18 protein-coding genes are annotated in these 22,938 nt (G+C 66.3%); 6 read left to right on the forward strand and 12 right to left on the reverse strand.

Going from position 1 to position 22,938, the window contains the following annotated elements; genetic code table 11:
• The first annotated feature begins 201 nt into the window (after positions 1–201).
• Both purN and ACE3P9_RS09195 read left to right on the forward strand, forming a co-directional pair.
• The gene (gene purN, locus ACE3P9_RS09190) at positions 202–816 is read left to right on the forward strand and encodes a phosphoribosylglycinamide formyltransferase (protein WP_374493553.1); all 615 of its coding nucleotides are present in this window, start codon (positions 202–204) and stop codon (positions 814–816) included.
• Positions 813–1,619 carry a hypothetical protein gene (locus tag ACE3P9_RS09195; RefSeq protein WP_374493554.1) on the forward strand — a complete coding sequence of 269 codons (807 nt, stop codon included), beginning with the start codon at positions 813–815 and terminating at the stop codon, positions 1,617–1,619. Before purN ends, ACE3P9_RS09195 begins: the two co-directional genes overlap by 4 nt.
• 423 nt (positions 1,620–2,042) lie before the next feature.
• Here the strand turns inward: ACE3P9_RS09195 and ACE3P9_RS09200 are convergent, their stop codons facing one another.
• Complete coding sequence (locus tag ACE3P9_RS09200) at positions 2,043–3,209, reverse strand: NAD(P)/FAD-dependent oxidoreductase (protein WP_374493556.1); 1,167 nt, start codon at positions 3,207–3,209, stop codon at positions 2,043–2,045.
• Positions 3,210–3,439: 230 nt separating this feature from the next.
• Positions 3,440–6,961, reverse strand: a complete 3,522-nt coding sequence (mfd, locus tag ACE3P9_RS09205; RefSeq protein WP_374493558.1) for a transcription-repair coupling factor — start codon at positions 6,959–6,961, stop codon at positions 3,440–3,442.
• Between the two features lie 302 nt (positions 6,962–7,263).
• Between mfd and ispD the strand changes: the two genes are divergently transcribed.
• The gene (ispD, locus tag ACE3P9_RS09210; protein ID WP_374493560.1) at positions 7,264–8,019 is read left to right on the forward strand and encodes a 2-C-methyl-D-erythritol 4-phosphate cytidylyltransferase; all 756 of its coding nucleotides are present in this window, start codon (positions 7,264–7,266) and stop codon (positions 8,017–8,019) included.
• Between the two features lie 60 nt (positions 8,020–8,079).
• Positions 8,080–8,592 (forward strand): 2-C-methyl-D-erythritol 2,4-cyclodiphosphate synthase, encoded by a 513-nt coding sequence (gene ispF, locus ACE3P9_RS09215; protein ID WP_374493562.1) that lies wholly within the window; start codon positions 8,080–8,082, stop codon positions 8,590–8,592.
• Between the two features lie 106 nt (positions 8,593–8,698).
• Here ispF and ACE3P9_RS09220 read toward each other — a convergent pair whose 3' ends face one another.
• Positions 8,699–10,345, reverse strand: coding sequence for an ATP-binding protein (locus tag ACE3P9_RS09220; protein ID WP_374493564.1), 1,647 nt, complete (start codon positions 10,343–10,345; stop codon positions 8,699–8,701).
• Between the two features lie 175 nt (positions 10,346–10,520).
• Positions 10,521–11,261: a two-component system response regulator OmpR gene (gene ompR, locus ACE3P9_RS09225; RefSeq protein WP_374493566.1), complete on the reverse strand. Its 741-nt coding sequence runs from the start codon at positions 11,259–11,261 to the stop codon at positions 10,521–10,523.
• Between the two features lie 282 nt (positions 11,262–11,543).
• Here ompR and ACE3P9_RS09230 point away from each other — a divergent pair, with 282 nt between their 5' ends.
• Together ACE3P9_RS09230 and ACE3P9_RS09235 are read left to right on the forward strand one after the other, a co-directional pair.
• Positions 11,544–11,906 (forward strand): hypothetical protein, encoded by a 363-nt coding sequence (locus ACE3P9_RS09230; protein WP_374493568.1) that lies wholly within the window; start codon positions 11,544–11,546, stop codon positions 11,904–11,906.
• A gap of 74 nt (positions 11,907–11,980) precedes the next feature.
• Positions 11,981–12,718 (forward strand): SIMPL domain-containing protein, encoded by a 738-nt coding sequence (locus tag ACE3P9_RS09235; protein ID WP_374493569.1) that lies wholly within the window; start codon positions 11,981–11,983, stop codon positions 12,716–12,718.
• 154 nt (positions 12,719–12,872) lie between these two features.
• On the opposite strand, the gene lapB is transcribed toward ACE3P9_RS09235, so the two are convergent.
• The 8 genes from lapB to ACE3P9_RS09275 all read right to left on the reverse strand — a co-directional run bounded on the left by lapB (position 12,873) and on the right by ACE3P9_RS09275 (position 22,803).
• Positions 12,873–14,051: a lipopolysaccharide assembly protein LapB gene (gene lapB / locus ACE3P9_RS09240; protein WP_374493570.1), complete on the reverse strand. Its 1,179-nt coding sequence runs from the start codon at positions 14,049–14,051 to the stop codon at positions 12,873–12,875.
• A gap of 302 nt (positions 14,052–14,353) precedes the next feature.
• Positions 14,354–14,686 carry an integration host factor subunit beta gene (locus ACE3P9_RS09245; RefSeq protein WP_374493572.1) on the reverse strand — a complete coding sequence of 111 codons (333 nt, stop codon included), beginning with the start codon at positions 14,684–14,686 and terminating at the stop codon, positions 14,354–14,356.
• 205 nt (positions 14,687–14,891) lie between these two features.
• Positions 14,892–16,577 (reverse strand): 30S ribosomal protein S1, encoded by a 1,686-nt coding sequence (gene rpsA, locus ACE3P9_RS09250; RefSeq protein WP_374493573.1) that lies wholly within the window; start codon positions 16,575–16,577, stop codon positions 14,892–14,894.
• Between the two features lie 149 nt (positions 16,578–16,726).
• Complete coding sequence (locus tag ACE3P9_RS09255; protein WP_374493576.1) at positions 16,727–18,814, reverse strand: bifunctional 3-phosphoshikimate 1-carboxyvinyltransferase/cytidylate kinase; 2,088 nt, start codon at positions 18,812–18,814, stop codon at positions 16,727–16,729.
• Positions 18,815–18,838: 24 nt separating this feature from the next.
• Positions 18,839–19,723 carry a prephenate dehydrogenase gene (locus tag ACE3P9_RS09260; RefSeq protein ID WP_374493577.1) on the reverse strand — a complete coding sequence of 295 codons (885 nt, stop codon included), beginning with the start codon at positions 19,721–19,723 and terminating at the stop codon, positions 18,839–18,841.
• 48 nt (positions 19,724–19,771) lie between these two features.
• A complete protein-coding gene (gene pheA, locus ACE3P9_RS09265) occupies positions 19,772–20,857 on the reverse strand; it encodes a prephenate dehydratase (RefSeq protein WP_374493579.1) in 1,086 nt (361 codons plus the stop codon).
• Positions 20,858–21,044: 187 nt separating this feature from the next.
• Positions 21,045–22,181, reverse strand: a complete 1,137-nt coding sequence (gene serC, locus ACE3P9_RS09270; protein WP_374493581.1) for a 3-phosphoserine/phosphohydroxythreonine transaminase — start codon at positions 22,179–22,181, stop codon at positions 21,045–21,047.
• A 64-nt stretch (positions 22,182–22,245) separates the two neighbouring features.
• Positions 22,246–22,803, reverse strand: coding sequence for a DUF2059 domain-containing protein (locus tag ACE3P9_RS09275; protein WP_374493584.1), 558 nt, complete (start codon positions 22,801–22,803; stop codon positions 22,246–22,248).
• Between the last annotated feature and the right edge of the window lie 135 nt (positions 22,804–22,938).

The raw sequence follows: 22,938 nt of genomic DNA on the forward strand, positions 1-22,938 counted from the left end.
GAAAAAGAAAGAGACGACGGGGCGCGGCGCACCCTGGGGGCAGGGTGCTGAGGCTGGGCGGGATTATCCACGAGTATGTGACGGATGTGTGTCCATCTGTCTGCTGCAGGTGGCCTGGCAGAGTCGGTGGTGGCCTCTGGCATGCCCGGCGTTCCCATGGCGCCGGAAGCGCGGGCGGGACGCATGCCGGATAATGGCAGGATGGTTCAGCGCAATATCGTCATACTCATTTCCGGCGGCGGCAGCAACATGGCCGCGATCGTGCAGGCATCGCTGCGCGCACATTGGGCACAGCGCTTCGGCGCACGGGTGGCCGCCGTCATCAGCAACAAGGCAGAGGCGGGCGGACTGGCATTTGCCCGCGAACACGGCATCGCCGCCGAGGTGGTGGATCACAAGGCCTTTCCCGACCGGCAGGCCTTTGATGCCGCCCTCGCGGCATGCATCGACCGCCACGAGCCGGCACTGGTCGTGCTTGCCGGGTTCATGCGCATCCTCACGCCGGAATTCGTCGCCCGCTATGAGGGGCGCCTCCTCAACATCCATCCCTCCCTGCTGCCGGCCTTCCCCGGTCTGCACACGCACCAGCGCGCCATCGAGTCCGGGTGCCGCTTTGCCGGTGCCACGGTGCACCAGGTCACGGCCGAGCTCGACCACGGGCCCATTCTGGCTCAGGCCGTCGTGCCTGTGCTGCCGGACGATACAGCCGACACGCTGGCCGCCCGGGTCCTCACCCAGGAACATCTGATCTATCCGGCCGCCGTAACCTCCTGGCTGGAGCAGCAGATGGCACGCGCCGCACGGGAGCTGGCATGAGCGCGCCCCATCAGTCCGACCGGCCGGATACGCCGGACGTCCCGGACGTGCTGGTGACCGTGCCCGCACCCTCCGACATCGTGGTGGCATGGTCCGAAGCGCCGCAGCTGCTGTTTCTGCTCTTCCACGCGGCGGGCGAACAGCCTGCTTCCCTGCTGCCGCTGGCCCAGCGGCTGGCCGCCCAGTTTCCGCAGGGCGTGGTGGCCTGCGTGGCAGCGCCCCATGCGTGGGACGAAGGGGCAGGCTTCCAGTGGTATTCCCTGCGCGGCCTCATGGCCGGCAATCTGCGCGAACGTACCCAGCCAGCGCTGGCCGAATTCGCCTCCACCGTCCGCGCCTGGCAGCGGCAGTGCGGGCTGGGCCCCGAACGCACGGCCATCGTGGCCCATGGGCAATCGGCCATTCTGGGGCTTGAGGCACTGGCCCAGCTGCCGCCTTTCTGTGCACGGCTGTTTGCCATCGGTGGGCATTTCGTGACCTTGCCTGCGCACCTGCACGACCAGACCTCCCTGCACTGGCTGCACGGCCGGCTCGACGCCACGGTGCCCTACCAAGCCGCCATCGAGGCCGCTGCACACCTCAAGGCCCTCGATGCCGACTTCTCCGTCGACGTGTTCGCAGACACCGCAGCGGGCCTCACCGACGAAATGGGCGACCGCATCGTGCACCTCCTGCAGAACCACGTGCCCCAGCGCATGTGGCGCGAAGCCATGGCCAGCGCCGGCGCAGCCGCCGCCGCTACAGACGAAGACGGCGAAGCCTCTTCCAGCCATCCGCCCGCACCCGGCCCCACACTGCACTGAATGCCTGCGCGCCCATGGGGTGCAGAGGGATTGTGCACGTCTGTCCAATGCCGTGAGTTCGTAGACCCTCTGGCCCTGCCTCGTCTCCACGGACATCCAGTCATGCAGCCAGACGGCTGCACCCCCGGATTACCCGAGGCATGAAACCGTTGGCCGAATGTTTCCCCTGGGCAGCTCTCCAATCCGAAGTGCCACACTGCCCAACCGGGCAATGTCCGCATATGGAATCGAGATACAGACATTTGCAAGCTGAAGTTGGCATCGCGTCAGTTGCGGAGTGTTTCGGCGACCAGCAAGGTGTGAGCCATGGAACCCGGAGCCAGTCTGTTTCTATGCTCCATTCCAAAAGACACAGGCCCCTTCAGGGGCTGAAGGGGCCTGTGGGCAGTCCAGGGCACTCGGCCTGCTGGCCGGGTGCGGAAGTCAGGCTGCGTCGGTCTGGGCCGGGGTGCGCAGGCGGGCGGCGCCGAGGGCTTCCTCGGTCAGGCCATGCCGTTGCAGCAGCTCCGGCAGCGGCTGGCGCAGGGCCAGCGCGGCGGCGGCCATGCCCATGGCGGGGCTGGACTGGATGCCGTAGCCTCCCTGTCCGGCGACCCAGAAGAAGTCGCTGATGGCATCGTCGTAGCCGTTGACCATGGCGCCGTCGGACGAGAAGGTGCGCAGGCCGGCCCAGGTGTGGCTGGGGCGGCGGATCTGCAGGGTGGTCATTTCCTCGATGTGGTAGATGCCGGTGGCGACGTCGAGTTCTTCGGGTTGCACGTCATGCGGCGTGGTGGGGTCGGCGTTGGCGGGAGAGCCGAGCAGCTGGCCGGCGTCGGGCTTGAAGTACCAGTCTTCGCCGATGCCCATGACCATGGGCCAAGCATGCACGTCGACGCCCTCAGGGGCAGGGAAGGTGAAGGCCGAGCGGCGGCGGGGTTCGAGCCCCAGGGGCTGGACGCCAGCCATGGTGGCGATGGTGTCGGCCCAGGCGCCTGCCGCATTGATGAGCACCTTGGCGGTGTAGGTGGTGCCGCCGGCCGTGACCTGCCACAGGCCATCGTCGCCCCGGGCGATGGCTTCGACGCCCGCGTTGCACACGAGGTGGGCGCCCTGCTGGCGTGCGCCGTGCAGATAGCCGCCGTGGATGGCGTGCACGTCCATGTCGGCAGCCTCGGGGTCGATGATGCCGCCAAGCACTTTGTCGCGCCGCAGCACCGGAACCAGCGCACAGGCTTCGTCGGCGGTCAGCTTGCGGGTGCGGGGGTTGAGGTTGCGGAACACTTCCCATTCGAGTTCGAGCATTTCGGCCTGCTGGGGCGAGGCCACCGTCAGGGCTGCCCGCGGGATGACGAGCTCGTGTTCGCTGAACCCTTCGGGCGGGTGCAGGAAGAATTCCTGGCTGGCGACCGACAGGCGGCGGACCTGCAGCGGGCCGTAGCCTTCCATGAAGTGGGCGGCCGATCGTCCGGTGGAGTGGTAGCCGGGCTGGGACTCGCGTTCGAGCAGGATGATGCTCGCGTGGGGGGCAAGCCAGTAGGCGGTGGATGCGCCGGCAATGCCTGCGCCGATGATCAGATAGTCAGCATGGGTCGGAGTGGTGGAGGTCATGATGCGTGAGGGGAGGCCTGAGGGTCAGGAAAAGCGCCGGTGTCAGCGCAACCGGGTTGCACCAGCTTTGTGAGTGGGTGTCCGGTTGTCAGCTTCATGCAATATTCGCGCCAGTTTGGCGCTCTTTTGGTCTGCTCCATGCTGGTGCACCCAGGGGCGGAGACACAGCGCCCCATCCCGGGGGTGCAACCGCGTCTTCTGCTCCAGGATGGCGCACCGGGAAGTGGCGTTCAGGCCGTTTCGGCACAGGAGGCGTCCGCGGTGCGGGTGGGTTGGCCGAGGCTCTTGAGGATGTCGCGCACCAGCATGGCGCGGTCCACGGGCTTTTCGAGTGCACGCTCGATGCGCAGCTTCTCGTTGCCTGCGAGCTTGACGGCCCTGTTGCCCTGGATGAGCCGGATGATGGCGAGCGGATCGACCGGGGGCTGGGGCTTGAAGGTGATGGTGATGACGCTGGGAGCGGCTTCCACCTTGGCCACGCCATAGGGCTGGCTGAGCACGCGCAGGCGATGGACCTGGATGAGCGTTTCGGCCTGCGGGGGGAGCTTGCCGAAGCGGTCGACCAGCTCCTCGACCAGACGGTCGATCTGCCCTGAAGTCTGGGCGGTGGCGAGTTTCTTGTAGAAGGACAGGCGCAGGTGCACGTCGCCGCAGTAGTCGTCCGGCAGCAGGGCAGGGGCGTGCAGGTTGATTTCGGTGACGGCATGCAGGGGGCTGAGCAGATCCGGCTCCCGACCGGCCTTGAGGGCCTTGACGGCCTCGGCCAGCATCTCGTTGTAGAGCTGGAAGCCGATTTCCATCATGTTGCCGCTCTGGTTCTCTCCCAGTACCTCGCCAGCGCCCCGGATTTCGAGGTCGTGCATGGCCAGGTAGAAGCCGCTGCCGAGCTCTTCCATCTGCTGGATGGCTTCGAGGCGCTGGGCCGCCTGCTTGGTGAGGCTTTCCAGGTCGGGCACCATGAGGTAGGCATAGGCCTGGTGGTGGCTGCGGCCCACCCGCCCGCGCAGCTGGTGGAGCTGGGCGAGGCCGAACTTGTCGGCGCGGCTGATGAGAATGGTGTTGGCGCTGGGCACGTCGATGCCGGTTTCGATGATGGTCGAGCACAGCAGAATGTTGAAGCGCTGGGCCACGAAGTCGCGCATCACCCGTTCGAGCTCGCGCTCGGGCATCTGGCCGTGGGCCACGGCGATGCGGGCTTCGGGCAGGATTTCCTGCAGCTTCTGGCGCCGGTTCTCGATGGTTTCGACCTCGTTGTGCAGGAAGTAGACCTGGCCGCCGCGCTTGAGCTCGCGCAGCACGGCCTCGCGGATGACGCCGCTGCTCTCGCTGCGCACGAAGGTCTTGATGGCCAGGCGGCGCTGCGGTGCGGTGGCGATGACCGACAGGTCGCGCAGTCCTTCGAGCGCCATGCCCATGGTGCGGGGAATGGGGGTGGCAGTGAGGGTGAGCACGTCGACTTCGGCGCGCATCTTCTTCATCTGCTCCTTGTGGCGCACGCCGAAGCGGTGTTCCTCGTCGATGATGAGCAGCCCCAGGTCCTTGAAGTGCACGTCGCTCGACAGCAGCTTGTGCGTGCCCACCACGATGTCCACGGTGCCGTCGGCCACGCCGGCGAGTGCGGCCTGGACTTCCCTGGAGTTGCGGAAGCGGGAGATTTCGGCCACCTTGATCGGCCACTTGGCAAAGCGGTCCTTGAGGGTCTGGTAGTGCTGCTCGGCCAGCAGCGTGGTCGGAGCCAGAAAGGCCACCTGCCGCCCGCCGGTGACGGCCACGAAGGCCGCACGCAGGGCCACCTCGGTCTTGCCGAAGCCCACGTCTCCGCAGACCAGACGGTCCATGGGACGGGGCGAGACCATGTCCTGGATCACGGCGTGGATGGCCGCCTTCTGGTCGGCGGTTTCCTCGAAGCCGAAGTCGTTGGCAAAGACCTCGTAGTCGGCTGCCGAGAAGCGGAAGGCGTGGCCTTCGCGGGCGGCGCGGCGGGCATAGATGTTGAGCAGCTCGGCCGCGCTGTCGCGCACCTGTTCGGCCGCCTTGCGCTTGGCCTTTTCCCACTGGCTGCCGCCGAGCTTGTGCAGGGGTGCTTCGTCCGGGCTCACGCCGGTGTAGCGGCTGATGAGGTGGAGCTGGCTCACGGGCACGTAGAGGGTGGCGTCGCCGGCGTATTCGAGGTGCAGGAATTCCTGCAGCTCGGGCTCGCCCTGGGCGTTCTTCTGCCCCATGTCCATGTTGACGAGGCCCTGGTAGCGCCCGATGCCATGGGCGCTGTGCACCACGGGATCGCCCACCTTGAGTTCGCTGAGATCCTTGATGAGTGAGTCGACATCGCTGGCATGTTCCTGCCGGCGGTGCCGCCGGTGCTGGGCGCTGCCGTTGCCGGCAAACAGCTCGGTTTCGGTGACGAGGTCGATGCCCCGTTCATTCCACGCGAAGCCTTCGGCCAGCAGCGAGGTGGCCAGCGCCACTTTTTCGGGGCTGGCCTCGAACTCGGCCAGCGTGTCCATCACCACGGGCTGCACTCCGCTGGCCCGCAGAAAGTCGAGCAGGCTCTCGCGGCGGCCGGCGCTTTCTGCCAGCAGCAGCACCCGGTGCGGGGTGGCGCGGATGTGTGCCTGCAGGCGCACGAGCGGATCCTCGGTGCCGCGGCGGGCCGCCACATCGGGCAGGCGGTCGAATTCGGGGTAGGCGGAAGGCTGGGGCTCGCCCCCATCGGCCAGTGCCTGGCGCCGCAGCGAGAGCTGGGGGAAGGGCTTGGCATGCAGGTAGAACTGGTCGGCGCTCAGGAACAGGGTCTCGGGCGGCAGGGCCGGGCGGTCGGGGTCTCCCGAAAACAGGCGATAGCGCTCGCGCGTGTCCTGCCAGAAGCGCTGGAAGGGCGTTTCCAGATCGTCGTGCAGCACCACGGTGCTGCCTTCGGGCAGGTAGTCGAACACCGTGGCGGTCTGCTCGAAGAACAGGGGCAGGTAATACTCGATGCCTGCGCCGGCCAGACCGTCGCCCATGTCCTTGTAGATGCGGCTGCGCGTGGGGTCACCCTCGATGCACTCGCGCCAGCGGTGGCGGAAGCGCTGGCGCGCATCCTCGTCCATCGGGAACTCGCGTCCCGGCAGCAGCCGCACTTCGGGCACCGGGTAGAGGCTGCGCTGGCTGTCGGGGTCGAAGGTGCGGATGCTGTCGATCTCGTCGTCGAACAGGTCCACCCGGTAGGGCTGGGTCGAGCCCATGGGGAACAGATCGATCAGGCTGCCCCGCACCGCATACTCGCCGGGGCTCACCACCTGGCTGACATGGGCATAGCCGGCCAGCGTGAGCTGGCGTCGCAGTGCGGCTTCGTCGAGCTTCTGGCCGGTCTTGAAGTGAAAGGTATAGCCAGCCAGAAACGAGGGCGGCCCCAGCCGGTAAAGCGCCGTCGTGGCCGGGATCAGCACCACGTCCGCCCCATCCTCGCGGTGATGCTGGCTGATGCGCCACAGCGTGGCGAGCCGTTCGCTGATCAGGTCCTGGTGGGGCGAAAAGCTGTCGTAGGGCAGGGTCTCCCAGTCCGGGAACATCACACATCGCAGGGCGGGATCGAAAAAGGGCAGCTCCTCCTGCAGGCGTCGGGCATCGGCCGCATCGGCCGTCACGATGGCCGTGCACCGGCCCTCCGCCTTGTCGCGCGCGGCCATCTGGGCCAGCAGGGCCGCATCGGCCGATGCGGGCGGACGTGGGAGGGTGTAGCGATGACCGGGAGTGAGCTTGGGGAGATCCATGGGGCAGACAGACAGAACGACAGGCGATGCGAACGACAGCGGACAGAACGGATGGGGCGCCACCGCACAGCCGCGCAACAGCAACTCCACCCCATCACCGCCCGGCATGGAAATGCCGGCCAGGGCAGGGAGAGCCGTGCCGCATGGCAGCCCAGACCGCTGGCAACCATTGTAGAGATGGGGATGCGGGGCTGCCCTCGCAAGGGTGCCCGCCCCCTGGGGCGGCAGGGTTGCGCCACAATACGCCCACCTCAGCGCCTGCAGCATGGCTGCTGCGCATTCCTTTTGTTCTTCAGTCTGTCATGTCGAACCCTTCAGATACTCCCCGCATCCTGGCGCTTGTGCCGTGTGCCGGCAGCGGCAGCCGCGCGGGCACCGCCATGCCCAAGCAGTACCAGCCCGTGGCAGGCCGCGCCATGCTGTGGCACGCCCTCGTGGCATTCGCGCAGGCCCCCTCGGTCGACGCCAGCCTGCTGGTGCTGGCGCTGGACGATGCGGGCTTTGCAGCCCAGCCCTGGCCTGCAGAGCTGGATCCTGCGCGCCTGCAGGTTGCCCGCTGCGGCGGCAGCAGCCGTGCCGAATCGGTGCGCAACGGACTCCTGCATCTGCGCACGGCCGGGTATGGGGAGCAGGACTGGGTGCTGGTGCACGACGCCGCGCGCTGCCTGATCACGCCCGAACAGATCGAGACCCTGGTCACAGCCTGCCGCAGCGATCCCGCGGGGGGGCTGCTGGCCCTGCCGCTGCCGGACACGCTCAAATCGGCTGTGGTGGATGCAGCGGCACCGCGCGTGCACGGCACAGTCTCCCGCGCCGACAAATGGCTGGCCCAGACGCCCCAGATGTTCCGTCTCGGACTGCTGCTGCAAGCCCTCGATGCCGGCCTGTCCGAAGCGCCCGAAGCCATCACCGACGAATCCAGCGCCATCGAACGTCTGGGACATGCCCCGTTGCTTGTGCGCGGAAGCGCCCAGAACTTCAAGGTCACCTATCCCGAGGACTTTGCCCTGGCCGAAGCCGTGCTGCAGGCCCGCGCCCATCCGTCCCTCGCCAGCTGACGGCTTTCGGCGCTCAGAGGCAGCGCAGGCACTCCGGCCGGCGATGCGACAATGCATCCCATGACGCATATCGCCCATTCCCATCCGGTTCCCTTTCGCATTGGCGAGGGCTGGGACACCCATCAGCTCGTCGAAGGTCGCGCCCTCTGGCTGGGGGGCGTCCTGATTCCCCACGCCAAGGGGCTGCTTGGCCATTCCGACGCCGATGCCCTGCTGCATGCCGTGACAGACGCTGTGCTCGGTGCGGCCGGCATGGCCGACATCGGCACCCTGTTTCCCGATACCGATGCCGCCTTCAAGGGGGCAGATTCCCGTGTCCTGCTGACCGAGGCCATGCGCCGCGTGGCGGCGTCCGGCTGGGTGGTGGGCAATGTGGACTGCACGGTCGTGGCCCAGAAGCCGCGGCTTGCGCCCTACAAGCAGGACATGGCCGCGCAGATCGCCACCTGTCTGGGCATTGCGCCCGCTCAAGTCAACGTCAAGGCCAAGACGGCCGAGAAGCTCGGCCCGGTGGGCGAGGAGCGCAGCATCGAGGCGCGCGCCGTGGCGCTGCTCGTGCGCCAGCCCGACTGACCGGGAATCAGCCCGGCGCCGGGGCCGTCAGGACATCCGGCAGGCTCGGGGCTTCCGGCAGAGCCGCTCCCGATCTCACTCCCTGAGATGCACGCCCCTCAAAATGTCAGGGGCGCAGGGGAGCTGTCTTGTGCAGCAGCACATCGGCCTGCAGGCCTCCCTGGGGCCGGTTGCTGAGCACAAAGGTGCCCCCCATGTGCTCCACCACTTTCTGCACGATGGCCAGTCCGAGCCCACTGCCCACGGCCGAGGTACGCGCCTCGTCGGCCCGATAGAAAGGCTGGGTGAGGCGGTGCAGGATGTCCTCGGGCACCCCGGCGCCGTGGTCAAACACCTGGAGGTGCACCAGCGAGCCTTCCATGCGGGCATGCACTTCCAGCTCGGTCACCTCGGTGCCGGGCGTCTTGCCATAGCGGCGCGCATTTTCCATGAGGTTGGACACCACACGTGCCAGTTCCACCTCGTCGGCATAGACCTGGAGCGATTCCGGCACATCGACGTGGATGTGGATGTCTTCCGAGTTGCGGTACGGATAGGCGCTCGCCACCACCACATCCGAGAGCGCAATCACCGACATCTTCATGGAGTCCGGGCGCGCATAGTCCATGAACTTGTTGATCACGGCGTCGAGCTGTTCGATGTCGGCCACCATGTAGTCGCGCGCTTCCTGATCGGTCACGCTCATCTCGGCCTCGAGCCGCAGGCGTGCCAGCGGCGTGCGCAGATCGTGCGAGATGCCGGCGAGCATCACGGCGCGCTCCTGCTCGACCTTGGCCATCTGTTCGGCCATGCGGTTGAAGCCCACGTTCACCTCGCGCAGTTCCTTGACCGAGACGGTCTCGTCCAGATGTCCGGCGTTGAAATCCCCGCGCTTGATCTTTCCCATGGCCATGCTGAGCTGCTTGAGCGGCCGGTTCACCAGACCGGCAATCACCGCAGCGCCCAGCAGAGAAAGCACCCCTGCCATCGCCATCCAGATCAGCCAGGTAGCCCCGCCGACGGGATTCACGCGGGAGGCATCGGTCAGCAGCCAGTAGGCGTCGGTGTCGATCGTGAAGCCGATCCACAGTCCTTCCTCGCCGTTGACCGAATCCGCCACGATGGTCTCCGGCCCCAGCCGCGCGCGCAGCTGCTGAATCACCCGTTCGTTGAGCTGATCCTGCGAGATGCGCTCGATCTTGTCGTCGGGCTCGCGCGGCAGGATGCGCACGCCTTCCTCTTCGGCCAGCGTTTTCATGAGCGCATAGCGCGTGATGGAATCCGAATAGATCAGCGCGGCGCGACTCAGGTTGACCAGCGATGCAATCTGCTGGGCCGTCTGGGTGGCACGCGGTCCGAAGTCCAGCCATCGAATGGTCATCAGCCAGCCCGTGGTGCTCACCGTCAGCATCAGACCAATCATGAAGAACGAGCGCCAGAACAGCGTGAGCTGCCAGTGCGGCGCGGCCGTGCTGCGGCTGGCGTCCACCGGCTGGCGTGTGGTGCCTGCAGACAGCTGTCCCATCGTGCCCGAGCGCGGGCGGGGAGAGGATGCGTCCGGGGTGTCGCTGTCAGGATTTCCGGGCGTCAGCGAGGAGGGCGCCATGCCGTCGTCCGCACCAGTGGCGGTGCTGCCATCCGCCGCATTTGCGGCAGGCGATGCAGAGACAGGGGCATTGTCGGGTTCTGCTCCTTCCAGCGCCGCAGCGCGTGCAGACTCCTCGCCATCCTCGGGCGGCGGGGCTGGGAGAGAGAGGGTAGGGGGCAGTTTCACGTCGATGGGGCTCGGAACGAATCATCAGGGCATGAAAATGTCACACACTCACGCCGTGAGTGGAACTTTGTCGTTCGGTTCTGGCAGAGACCTCGCCATGCCAGCAGAGCACAGCACGGCGAGAGGTCGAGACCATGGAAAACGGCGAGGCGTGGAATTTTCCAGCGTCAGGCGATCAATTGCTGTTGCCGCCATCCGGCACGAAGACATACCCCACGCCCCATACCGTCTGGATATAGCGGGGCGATGCCGGGTCGGTCTCGATGAGCTTGCGCAGTCGCGAGACCTGCACATCGAGGCTGCGGTCGAAGGGCTCGAACTCCCGTCCACGCGCCAGCTGGGCCAGTTTCTCGCGCGACAGCGGCTGGCGCGGGTGCCGTACCAGCGCCTTGAGCATGGCAAACTCACCCGTGGTCAGCGGCAGGTCCTCGCCGTCCTTCTTGAGGGTGCGGGCGCTGAGGTCGAACACGAAGTTGCCGAAGCTCACGCTTTCCGATTCGGTCGAGGGGGCACCGGGTGCTTCCACGGTCGGGCGACGGCGCAGCACGGCATGTACGCGGGCGAGCAGCTCGCGGGGGTTGAAGGGCTTGCCCAGATAGTCATCGGCACCGATCTCCAGTCCGACGATGCGGTCCACATCCTCGCCCTTGGCCGTGAGCATGATGATGGGGGTGCGGTCATTGGCTGCACGCAACCGGCGGCAGATCGACAGACCGTCCTCGCCGGGCAGCATCAGATCCAGCACGATCAGGTCCACGGTTTCGCGCAGCATGATGCGATTGAGGGTCTTGCCGTCTTCCGCGACCATCACCTCGAAACCTTCCTGACTCAGGTAGCGGCGCAGCAGGTCGCGAATGCGTGCATCGTCGTCGACGACCACGATTTTGTCCGGCCGCGCAGGGTTTGCCTGGTTCATGGAGCTCCTCCGTCAATTTGTAACACGAGAAGATATTAGGCGCCAAAAGGGCAAAATCCAGTGTTTTTAGTCGGCTTTTCACACTGTTACACATCTTTCGGCGCAGGGCATGTTGTGACAGTGCGTGGTCTGGATTCGCGGGGCCTACGGGGTATCCTTGGACTCAACCACGCCTGACCAGTCATCAGGAGAAAGCGAACCCTCCACACGGGGACGCTCTTTCGCAGTGCGGTTCGCAGCAGGCGTGCTGGCGGGCCGAGAAAGAGATCCACGGACATCATCATGAGCAGTACCTTTTCATTGCGTGCCGTTCTTGCAGGAGCACGGCATGTTCCGATCCCTGCCGCCGTCCCCAGCGGCGTGCACACCCGCATGCTGGCCGCCCTGGCAGGGCTGCTTGGCCTGTGCATGGCCAGTGCCGCGCACGCGCAGTGCCCCATTTCCGTACCGCGCCAGGACGTGCAGTTCCCCGGCCCACCCGCCCGCTATGACCTGCGGGAGAGCGTCAGCGCCCAGCGCGACAAGGAGTGCATGCAGGGCGTGCATCCGCGGCGGCTCTCCAAGCAGGAGCTGCGCGAGCTGCGCAAGGCCGTGAGAACCCAGATGATGTACTCGCGCCGACAGGCCGCATCCCATTCCCGCTGACGGCGGTGGCAAGGCAGCGCAAGCCGGCTTGCCTGCCATTCCCGTTTCCCATTTCTTCGATTGCTGGGATTCCCATGACGACACGAACCCTTTCTGTTTTCCGCCCCATGCTGTGCGTGGCTGTCTGTGCAGCTGCCGCCACGGCCACGCTCCCTGCCCGGGCCGCCGAAGATTCCTCTCCGATGATGAATGTGGTGGAGCTCAGCGGCAAGGGGGCGGTGCAGGTGCAGCAGGACATGCTGCGCATGGTGCTCGAAACCACCAGGGATGGCAGCGATGCCGCAGCCGTGCAGTCCACCCTCAAGCAGGCCCTGGATCAGGCGCTGCAGGTGGCACGGCCCCAAGCGGCGCCCGGGCGTCTGGATGTGCGCACGGGGGCCTTCAGCCTGTATCCGCTGCGGGATGCCAAGGGGCGCATCACGGGCTGGCAGGGCCGGGCGCAGCTGATTCTGGAGGGAACCGACATTGCCCGCATCAGCAGTCTGTCGGGACGCATTCACAGCATGACGGTGAGCGACATCGGATTCGACCTGAGCCCCGCAGCACGCCGCAAGGCCGAGTCGCAGGCGCAGGAGGAAGCGATTGCCGATTTCAGGGCGCGTGCCTCCACAATCGCGCACAGTTTCGGTTTCCAGGCGTACACCGTGCGCGAAGTGGCCGTCCGTGCCGACAATGGCGGCCTGCCGCGTCCCTACATGGCCCGCATGGCCGTGGCATCGACCCGGGCGGTGGATGACGCAACGCCCATGCCAGTCGAGCCCGGAGCCACCACGGTGCAGGTGACGGCGAGCGGCGCCGTGCGGATGCACTGAGCAGGAGCCTTGCCAGCCCGGCGCAGCGCCCTTGCCACAGGCGAGCAGCCTCCATCACAGTCACTGCATGGAGACGCAGCGAGGCGTGAAAGCCCGTGTCCTTTTGGGGGTCGACAGAATGGCTGGCTGTGCGCACGGGACAGCCCGCGGTCGCTTACAGCTCTTCGACGCGGCGCGGAGGATAGCTGTCCCAGCTCTGGCAGCCCGGGCAGTGCCAGAAATGCTGCTGTGCCTCAAAGCCACAGGCCGCACAGCGGTAGCGTGCCAGCGGCTTGATGGCGCGTTGCAGGGCGCGGTCCACCTCGGGCTGGTGGGGATCGTCGGCCAGTTTTTCCCGGTCGAGCCAGCGGGTGGCCGCGATCAGAGAGGGATTGTTCTCCAGGTGCGCGATATAGCGCTCTGCAGCGCCTGCGAGGGGCGCACCACCGAGGGCCGTGGGGGCATCGGGCGCGCCATCCAGCGTGACCAGTGCTTCGACCAGGTCGATCGATGGAGATTGGCCCTGCAGATCCTGCAGGACCTGCACGGCGTGTCGCGTGCGCTGCAGTGCCGGTGCCAGCCGTGCATAGGGCGTGGCGATCAGCGGCGCGAACGGAGGGATGGCACGCAGCGATTCTTCCAGCAGATCGAAGGCAGCGGCCGGCTCTCCCTGCGCGGCGTGGAGCTCTGCCAGCTGCAGCCGGGGACGTGCTGCCTGCGGTGCGGTCTGGCGGGCCTTTTCCAGCAGCGCCTGGGCGGCTTCGTGGTGCCCACCGGCAGCGAGCTGTTCGGCTTCTTCGCACAGGTAGTGGGCACGGCGCTGACTGAAGTCGCCCATGCCGCTGCGTTCGAGCTGCAGGGCTGCTTCGCCCGCCTGCTTCCAGTCGCGCGACCGTTCGTAGATGTGCAGCAAGGCCAGGTGGGCCTGCTGGGCATAGCGGCTGTGTTCGAGCTTGCGCAGGGCGTTTTCGGCATGGTCGAGCAGACCCGCCTTGAGGAAGTCCTTGGCCAGATCGTATTGCGCACGCTCGTGGTCTTCCGGCGGAAGGTCGGCGCGGGCCAGCAGATGTTCGTGCACACGCACGGCCCGCTCGTATTCTCCGCGGCGGCGGAAGAGGTTGCCCAGCGCAAAATGCAGCTCCGCCGTGTCAGGGTCCTTCTGTACCGCTTCGACGAAGGCGTCGATCGCGCGGTCCTGCTGTTCGTTGAGCAGGTAGTTGAGCCCTTTGAAGTAGGCGCGTGGCGCGCTGTGATGTTCGAGCCGCAGCTGGCGCAGGTCGAGGCGGGAGGCCAGCCAGCCCAGCCCGAAGGTGATGGGCAGCGCCAGCAGAAACCACAGGGAGTCGATTTGCATAGGTGTGCGTGAGAAAGTGCGCCCGAAGCAGCCGCAGTGTCAGGCGGTCCTGGCGACTGTCCTGTCCCCAGAGAAAACCATCCGGCAACAGGGACGCGAGGAGGCAAAAAACCAGTCTGACGCGGGAGTGGGCGCGATCAGGAGTCTACCGCCTTGCCGCCTGGCATGCGCAGGGGCGATCGGGGAGCGCTGTGGTGCTGCGCACAGGAAGTGCAGCAGAGCCCGCGACTCGGCGACGGGACACGGGAAGGACGTTCCCTGCGTGGCCAGAGAGGAAGGGGCGGCGCGCAGGATGAGCGGGTTCACCCGTTGGCCACGCGCGCTTCGCCGGCAGGGGGCGCGTCATCGTGGTCGCCCTGTCGGTCCACGGCTTCGCGCAGGGCCTTGCCGGGCTTGAAGTGGGGCACCCGCTTTTCGGGGATCTCCACGCTTTCGCCGCTGCGGGGATTGCGCCCCATGCGTGCAGGACGGTGGCTGATGGAAAAGCTGCCGAATCCCCTGATCTCGATGCGGTGACCCCGCGCCAGGGCGTCGGCCATGCAGTCCAGAATGGTCTTGACCGCCATTTCGGCATCGCGGTGGGGCAGCTGCGGAAACAGGGCGGCCAGTTCGTCAACGAGATCGGATCGGGTCATGAAAGAGGGAAAAATGCAGAGGCGTGGGCTTGCAGGGAAGGCCGGTACCACCGAGGTGATCCAGCCTGCTTTGCAAACCCCCCGCAGGGCCTGCTGCCACAAGGACAGGCAGGAGCGCGGGGAGCAGCTCCCGGCTCGGGCACCGGTCATCCGCAAAGGGATGCCGATGCACCGTGCCGGGCGGCAACGATGCCCGGGAAGGGGATCAGTTGCTGCCGTTGTCCAGCTTGGCACGCAGCAGGGCGCCCAGGCTGGTCGTGCCGGCATGGTCGCGGGCGGAGGACTGGTTGATTTCCGCCATGGCGTGTTGCTGGTCGACAGCATCCTTGGCCTTGATGGACAGCTGGATGTTGCGGCCCTTGCGGTCGATGTTGGTGATGACGGCGGAGACTTCGTCGCCGACCTTCAGCACCTGGCTGGCGTCCTCGATGCGGTCCTGGCTGATTTCGCTGACACGCAGGTAGCCGGTCACGTCGTCGCCCAGGTCGATTTCAGCGCCCTTGGCATCCACGCTCTTGACCTTGCCGCTCACGGTCTGGCCCTTGTCGTTCACGGACACGAAGGTCGTGAAGGCGTCGGCGTCCAGTTGCTTGATGCCCAGGCTGATGCGCTCGCGGTCGACATCCACACCCAGCACCACGGCCTCGACTTCCTGGCCCTTCTTGTAGTTGCGCACGGCGGCTTCGCCGGACTCGTTCCAGGACAGGTCGGAGAGGTGCACCAGGCCGTCGATGCCGGAGGGCAGGCCGACGAAGATGCCGAAGTCGGTGATGGACTTGATCGGGCCCTTGACGCGGTCGCCGCGCTTGGTGTCCTGCGCGAATTCCTGCCAGGGGTTGGCCTTGCACTGCTTCATGCCCAGGCTGATGCGGCGCTTGTCTTCGTCGATGTCGAGCACCATGACTTCGACTTCGTCACCCAGGGAGACGATCTTGTTGGGAGCGGCGTTCTTGTTGGTCCAGTCCATTTCGGAGACGTGCACCAGGCCTTCGATGCCGGGTTCGAGTTCGACGAACGCACCGTAGTCGGCAATGTTCGTGACCTTGCCGAACAGGCGGGTGCCCTGGGGATAGCGGCGGCTCACGCCCAGCCACGGATCGTCGCCGAGCTGCTTGAGGCCCAGGGAGACGCGGTTCTTTTCGGGATCGAACTTGAGCACCTTGGCGTCGAGTTCCTGACCAGCCTGCACCACTTCGCTCGGATGGCGGACACGGCGCCATGCCATGTCGGTGATGTGCAGCAGGCCGTCGATGCCGCCGAGGTCCACGAACGCACCGTATTCGGTGATGTTCTTGACCACGCCGTGCACGATGGCGCCTTCCTTGAGCGTTTCCAGGAGCTTGGCGCGCTCTTCGCCCATGCTGGCTTCGAGCACGGCACGACGGGACAGCACCACGTTGTTGCGCTTGCGGTCCAGCTTGATGACCTTGAACTCCATCGTCTTGTTTTCGTAGGGAGTCAGGTCCTTGGTGGGACGGGTGTCGACCAGGGAGCCGGGCAGGAAGGCACGGATGCCGTTGACCAGAACGGTCAGGCCGCCCTTGACCTTGCCGGTGGTGGTGCCGGTGACGAAGTCGCCGGATTCGAGCGCCTTTTCCAGGGCAAGCCAGGAGGCGAGGCGCTTGGCGGTGTCGCGGGAGAGGATGGTTTCGCCGAAGCCGTTTTCAGCGCTGCTGATGGCCACGGACACGAAGTCGCCTGCTTGGACTTCGACTTCGCCCTGGTCGTTCTTGAATTCCTCGATCGGCACGTAGGCTTCGGACTTGAGGCCGGCGTTGACGACCACGTGGTTGCGTTCGACGCGCACCACTTCGGCGGTGATGACTTCACCCGAGCGCATTTCGGCGCGCTTCAGGGATTCTTCAAACAGGGCGGCAAAAGATTCAGACATGGAGTTTCCTGATCTGCAGACGGGAACAGAGCGGCACCATCGCCGGTCACAAGTCGCCTGCAGCGGTCATTGCGACACGGAGGTCGCGGGGTTGGACTGCAAAAACACCGCAGCGGATGCCACGGAACGGATGCCTCCCGGGAAGGGCCTCACGCGGCAGGGTGTGCCGGGGTGGCGCTCCCGAAGGGGCGGGTTGCTTCCCACCAGGACAGCACCCGATCTACGGACGTGGGTACGTCCATGTCGGAGTTGTCGAGGAGGTGGGCATGGTCGGCCGGGCGAAGCGGTGCCACGGCACGCTGGGTGTCGCGCGCGTCGCGGGCTTCGAGGTCGGCCAGAAGGTCGTCTATTCTAGAGGGAATCCCCTTGGAAATCAATTGTTTATGGCGGCGCTCGGCGCGTGTGGCGGCGCTGGCCGTCAAAAAGACCTTGAGGGGGGCATCGGGAAAGATCACGGTGCCCATGTCCCGGCCGTCGGCCACGAGTCCGGGCAGGCGCCGGAAGCCGCGCTGCAGCTCCACCAGGGCGGTCCGTACGGGAGGCATGGCCGAGACGATGGAGGCATCGCGGCCCGCTTCCTCGGTGCGGATGGCCTCGCCGATGGGCTCGTCGCCGAGCCAGATGGTGCCGGCGCTGCCGAAGCGGATCTGCAGGCTGGCGGCCAGTGCTCCCACACGGGCGGGCAGGGAAGGCTGCGAGAGGGAGTCGGCATCGAGCAGGCCCGTGCGGCGGGCAGCGAGGCCGACGATGCGATACAGGGCGCCGGAGTCGAGCAGGTGGTAGCCGAGCTGCCGCGCCAGTTCCGCCGAGAGTGTGCCCTTGCCGCTGGCACTGGGACCGTCGACGCACAGGACGGGAATGTCGGCCGCCCGCGTGCTGCACACGGACAGAAAGGCGTCGAAGTATTCCGGGAAGGTCTTGCCTACGCAGGCAGGGTCCTCGATGCGCACGGGCAGGCCGGCGGGATTGAAGGCCGCCAGCGACAGGCACATGGCCATGCGGTGGTCGTCGTAGGTGTGCAGGCTGGCCGTGCGCCACCCGGTGGCGGAGGGGGGGGTGATGCGCAGGAAGTCGGGGCCTTCCTCTATCGAGGCTCCGAGCTTGCGCAGCTCGCGGGCCATGGCAGCGATGCGATCGGTTTCCTTGACCCGCCAGCTTGCGATGTTGCGCAGGGTGGAGGGTGCGTCGGCATACAGGGCCATGACGGCGAGTGTCATGGCGGCATCGGGGATGTGGTTGCAGTCGAGATCGAGTGCGGCCAGCGGCCAGCGTTCCCGGTGGATGGTGATGCTGGTGGCGGTGCTGGTGATGCGGGCCCCCATGGCAGAGGCGGCCTCGATGAAGCGAATGTCGCCCTGGATCGAGTCGGCGCCCACGCCCTGGACGGTGATGCCGGTCTCTGTCGCCGCCAGGGCTCCGAGCGCAATGAAGTAGCTCGCCGAGGAGGCATCCGCTTCCACAGGATAGGTGCCGGGCGAGCGGTAGCAGGCGTCTGCGGCGATCGTGAAGCTGCGCCAGCCGGTTTCCGTGTCACGTGCGACCTGCACGCCGAAGCGCTGCATGAGCGCAAGGGTGATGGCGATGTAGGGCTTGGAGATCAGCTCGCCCTCGATGGCGATGGTGGTGGTGTGTCGCGCCAGGGGAGCCGCCATGAGCAGGGCGGTGAGGAACTGGCTCGATACGTCGCCCCGCACTGTGATGTGCGCGGGGGCAGAGGCCTCTGCGGCAGCCGGGTCGCGTGGTGCGATGCGCAGGGGCGGAAAGCCGGCCTCCCGCAGGTAGGAGACGTGACAGCCAAGCTGCTGCAGGCCGTCCACCAGATCGCCGATCGGGCGTTCGTACATGCGCGCCACGCCGGTGAGGGTGAAGTGGCCGCCCAGCATGGCCAGGGCGGCAGTCAGCGGGCGCATGGCTGTGCCGGCATTGCCGAGGAACAGTTCGAGCGGCGATGCCGCATCTGCACCCACGCCGTTCGGCAGTTGTCCGCCGATGCCGGTGATGTCCACGGTGTCGGCCCCGGTGCGCTGGATGCTGCAGCCGATGGCTGCCAGCGCCGCCAGCATGACGCGGGTATCGTCCGAATCGAGCACCCCCTGCAGAGTGGTGTGTCCGGCGCACAGGCCGGAGAGCAGCAGGGCCCGGTTGCTGATGCTCTTGGAGCCCGGCAGATGGACGGTGCCACCCGCCTGCAGAAGGGGCGGAATATCGAGAAAGGGAGGGCAGAAGTCGGTGGACATGCGAGTCAGGGGGGGCAGGGGGCGTCAGGGCAGGGCGTTTTCGTCGCGGGTGGTCATGTGCCATTGGCTGCGCGCACGGCTGGCCTCGTCGATGAGGGTGCGCAGGCGCGGTCCATCCGAGGCGGTAATGGCTTCGGAAAAGGCCAGCAGGGACTGGATCAGCTCCTGGGTTTGCAGCAGCATCTGTTCGCGGTTGCACAGAAAGATGTCCCGCCACATGTCGGGGTTGCTGGCCGCGATGCGGGTGAAGTCCCGGAAGCCGGAACCGGCCAGCGCCAGCATGTCGGAGGCATCGTCCTGATGCAGGATGCTGTGCATGAGTGCAAAGGCGACCATGTGCGGCAGGTGGCTCACGGCGGCAAAGGTGGCGTCATGGGCGGCGGGGGTCATGGTCAGCACGCGGCATCCCAGGGCCTCCCACATGGCGGTGATCTGCTGCAGGGGGCCGATGCGTGTCTGGCGGTCCGGGGTGAGGATTACCTGGCGACCGCGGTAGAGCTCGGCATCCGCATGGGCGATGCCGGCCACTTCCTTGCCCGCAATGGGGTGTGCCGGCACGAACTGGCCCAGGCGTGCGCACAGGGTCGTGCGTGCATCTTCGATCACGTTCTGCTTGGTCGAGCCCACGTCCGTGACCACGGCATGGGGGGGCAGCGCCATGGCGATCGCCTGCAGCACGCTGCGCGTGGCAGCCACCGGCACGGCCAGAATCACCAGGTCGGCCTGGCGGACAGCCTCTTCGGGCGAGCCCGCCGCATCCGTGATGGCGCCGAGGGTCAGGGCCGTCTGCAGGTCGGCAGGCTGGGTGCTGTAGCCCACCACGTGCTGCACGAGTCTGGCGCGGCGCAGGGCCAGGGCCAGGGAGCCACCCATAAGGCCACAGCCGATCAGGGCAAGACGTTGGAACATGACGACGGTTTCCAGTGCAAAGACAACAGAACGACCCGGGGCGAGGACTCAGCCGTTGATGGCATACGAGCCCAGCACCTTGTAGTAGGCACACAGCGGCCGCAGGTCATGCAGCGCAGCCGCCATGTGCGGTTCGCTGATATGGCCCCGCAGGTCGATGTAGAAGAAGTACTCCCACTGCTGGCCCGAGCGCGCAGGGCGCGATTCGAAGCGAGTCATGGAGACTCCGTGGCGCTTGAGCGGCTCGATGAGCTCATAGAGCGCACCGGGCCGGTTCACCACCGACAGCACCAGACTCGTGCAGTCATTGCCCGAGGCTTCGGGCATGGCCAGCGTCTGCGGCAGGCACATCACCGCGAACCGGGTGCGATTGTAGGGCTCGTCCTGAATGGCCGGGGCGACCACGTGCAGGCCGAACTGGGTGGCGGCCCGGGTGCTGGCAATGGCTGCCCAGCGCGGATTGCCTGCGACCAGGCGGGCACCTTCCGCATTGCTCGAGGCAGCATGGCGCTCGGCGTGCGGCAGGTGGGTGCTGAGCCAGTTCTGGCACTGCGCCAGGGCCTGCGGATGGGCGTATACGGCCTCGATGCCTTCCAGCCCGTCCTGTGCGCGCAGCAGATTGTGGCGGATGAGCAGGCTCGTCTCGCCGATGATGTGCAGCGGGGAGTTGAGAAACAGATCCAGGGTGCGAGCCACCACACCCTCGGTCGAGTTCTCGACCGGGACCACGCCAAAATCGGCCCGACCGGCGGCCGTGGCGTCGAACACTTCATCGAAGTTCACGCAGGGCACATGGTCGATGCTCACGCCGAAGAACGACTCGGCCGCCTGTTCGCTGAAGGTGCCGGCAGGCCCCAGGTAGGCCACGCGTTGCGGGGCTTCCAGGGCGCGGCAGGCCGACATGATCTCGCGCCAGATGTGTGCCACGTTGTTGTCTCTGAGCGGGCCGGCATTTTCCTGTTGCAGGGCATGGATCACCTGGGCCTCGCGTTCCGGCCGGAATACCTGCGAGCCTTCCACGCGCTTGATGTGGCCTACCTCGTTGGCCAGGGCGGCGCGCTGGTTGAGCAACTGGAGGAGCTGTTGGTCGACGCTGTCGATGGCAACGCGCAGTTCGGCAATGGTTCTTGTCATGGCTTGGCGATGAAAACAGGGGGCAAAAAGACCTGCAGGACTGCTTTGCACACTTCCCCGAAGGAGCTATGCGTGTTTCTTTCTGGTGCCCCCGGGGCATGGACGAGCGGGAATGCCCGACACACACGAGGAAACGGACAGACCCCGGTGCAGCCGCATGAGTCTGGCTGCACGCAGGTCCCGGATCTCAGGCAGAGTGGCGCTCGAAGTCCTGCATATAGCCCACCAGCGCCTGTACGCCTTCGAGCGGCATGGCGTTGTAGATGCTGGCCCGCATGCCACCGACCGACTTGTGTCCCTTGAGCGACAGCAGGCCGCGCGACTGTGCTCCGGCCAGGAAATCGGCGTTGCGGGATTCGTCGGCCAGAAAGAAAGGCACATTCATGCGCGAACGGCAAGACGGATCCACCCGGTTGACGTAGAAGTCCGACCGATCGATGAAGTCATACAGCAGGCGGGACTTGGCCGCATTGCGCACTTCCAGTGCAGCCACCCCACCCTGGGCGCGTATCCACTGGAACACCAGCCCCATGATGTAGATCGCATAGGTCGGCGGCGTGTTGTACATCGAGTGGTTCTTGGCCACATTCGCAAAATCGAAGGCGCTCGGGCAGTGCGGCAGGGCATGGCCCAGCAGGTCATCACGCACGATCACCAGCGTGACTCCGGCCGTGCCCAGGTTCTTCTGAGCGCCGCCAAAGGCCAGACCCACCCGGCTCCAGTCCACGGGGCGCGAGGCGGCATTGGAAGAGAAATCGATCACCAGCGGTGCGTCGCAGCCCAGCGCCGCCAGATTCGGCAATTCCTGAAACTCCACGCCGTGAATGGTCTCGTTGCTGCACAGATGCACATAGCGGGCACGGGGGTCGAGTGTCCAGGTCTCGGGTGCCGGAATGTGGGTGTAGGCCATGCGCCCATCCGCGCCGGCAGTGCCGGTCTGCGTGGCAAACAGCGAGTCGCAATACCGGGCTGCCTCGGTCTGGCTTTTCTGACTCCAGCCCCCGGTCACGGCAAAGCTGGCTGCCTCGCCCCGGCTCAGATTGAGCGGGATGATGGCGTTCTCGGCAATCGCACCCCCCTGCATGAACAGGATGTGGAAATGTTCCGGCACCGCCATCAGTTCGCGGATGTCCGCGACCGCGCGGTCCAGGATGACCCCAAAGGCCTCCCCCCGGTGGCTCATCTCCATCACTCCCATGCCACTGGAGCGCCCATCCGGAAAGTGCCAGTCCAGCATCTCGCTGGCAGCCTGCCGCAACACGGGTTCGGGCAGGGTCGAGGGGCCGGCGGAGAAGTTGTAGGGGCGCAGAGCAGGGGCAGACATGGGGATCGGAAACGGAAAAGTGAAAAGCGGACGAACAGGGACAGATCGCCTGGAGAGGGTGTGCTTACTTGCGTCCCAGGATATGGGCAGCGCGGGTGTCGAAATCCTTGATATGGGCATCCACCTCGGAGCGCGTGGCTTCGACCAGCTTCTCTGCCAGCAGGGAGGCCATCTGCGGGTTGGCGGCATAGTACTTCTTCACCACCGGCGACTCCATGAAGGTGAGCAGCTGGCGCAGCTCATCGGCATTGAAGCGTTCGGCATAGGCGGGTACCAGCACTTCCAGTGCCACCTTGTCGTTGCGTTCCTTGATGGTGCGCACGTTCGATTCGTTGAACTTGCGCAGCTCGGCGTCCAGCTGGTCGGCAGCGGCCTTCTGGCGTGCCGCAGGCAGCTTGTCGAGCTGGGGCAGCCAGTGCGACACCACCACCTGGGTCGCAGAGTTGGCGAGCTGCGCGATCAGCGGATCCATGTCCTGCGACTTCTGCAGGTTGACGATGCGCGTAGCCAGATCGGTTCTGGCGGCATCCTGCGCCATGGCAGGTGCTGCGGCGCAGATGGCAGACACGGCCAGCACAGTGCCGGCACACACGGAGGGAAGGGAGCGGAAGGAAATCGGCATGATCGGATCGTTTGGTAAGACGTTCGGTGGAAAGGAATGGCGGAAAGGCAGTCAGATCGACTGCTCCGCAGGACTGCGTGCCGTGTGGCCCTGACCCCGCACTGTTCATCGGGACAGGATGGCTGACGGGCACCA

The sequence above is a fragment of the Allobrachymonas sp. genome, from assembly GCF_041912815.1.
Lineage (GTDB): Bacteria > Pseudomonadota > Gammaproteobacteria > Burkholderiales > Burkholderiaceae_C > Brachymonas.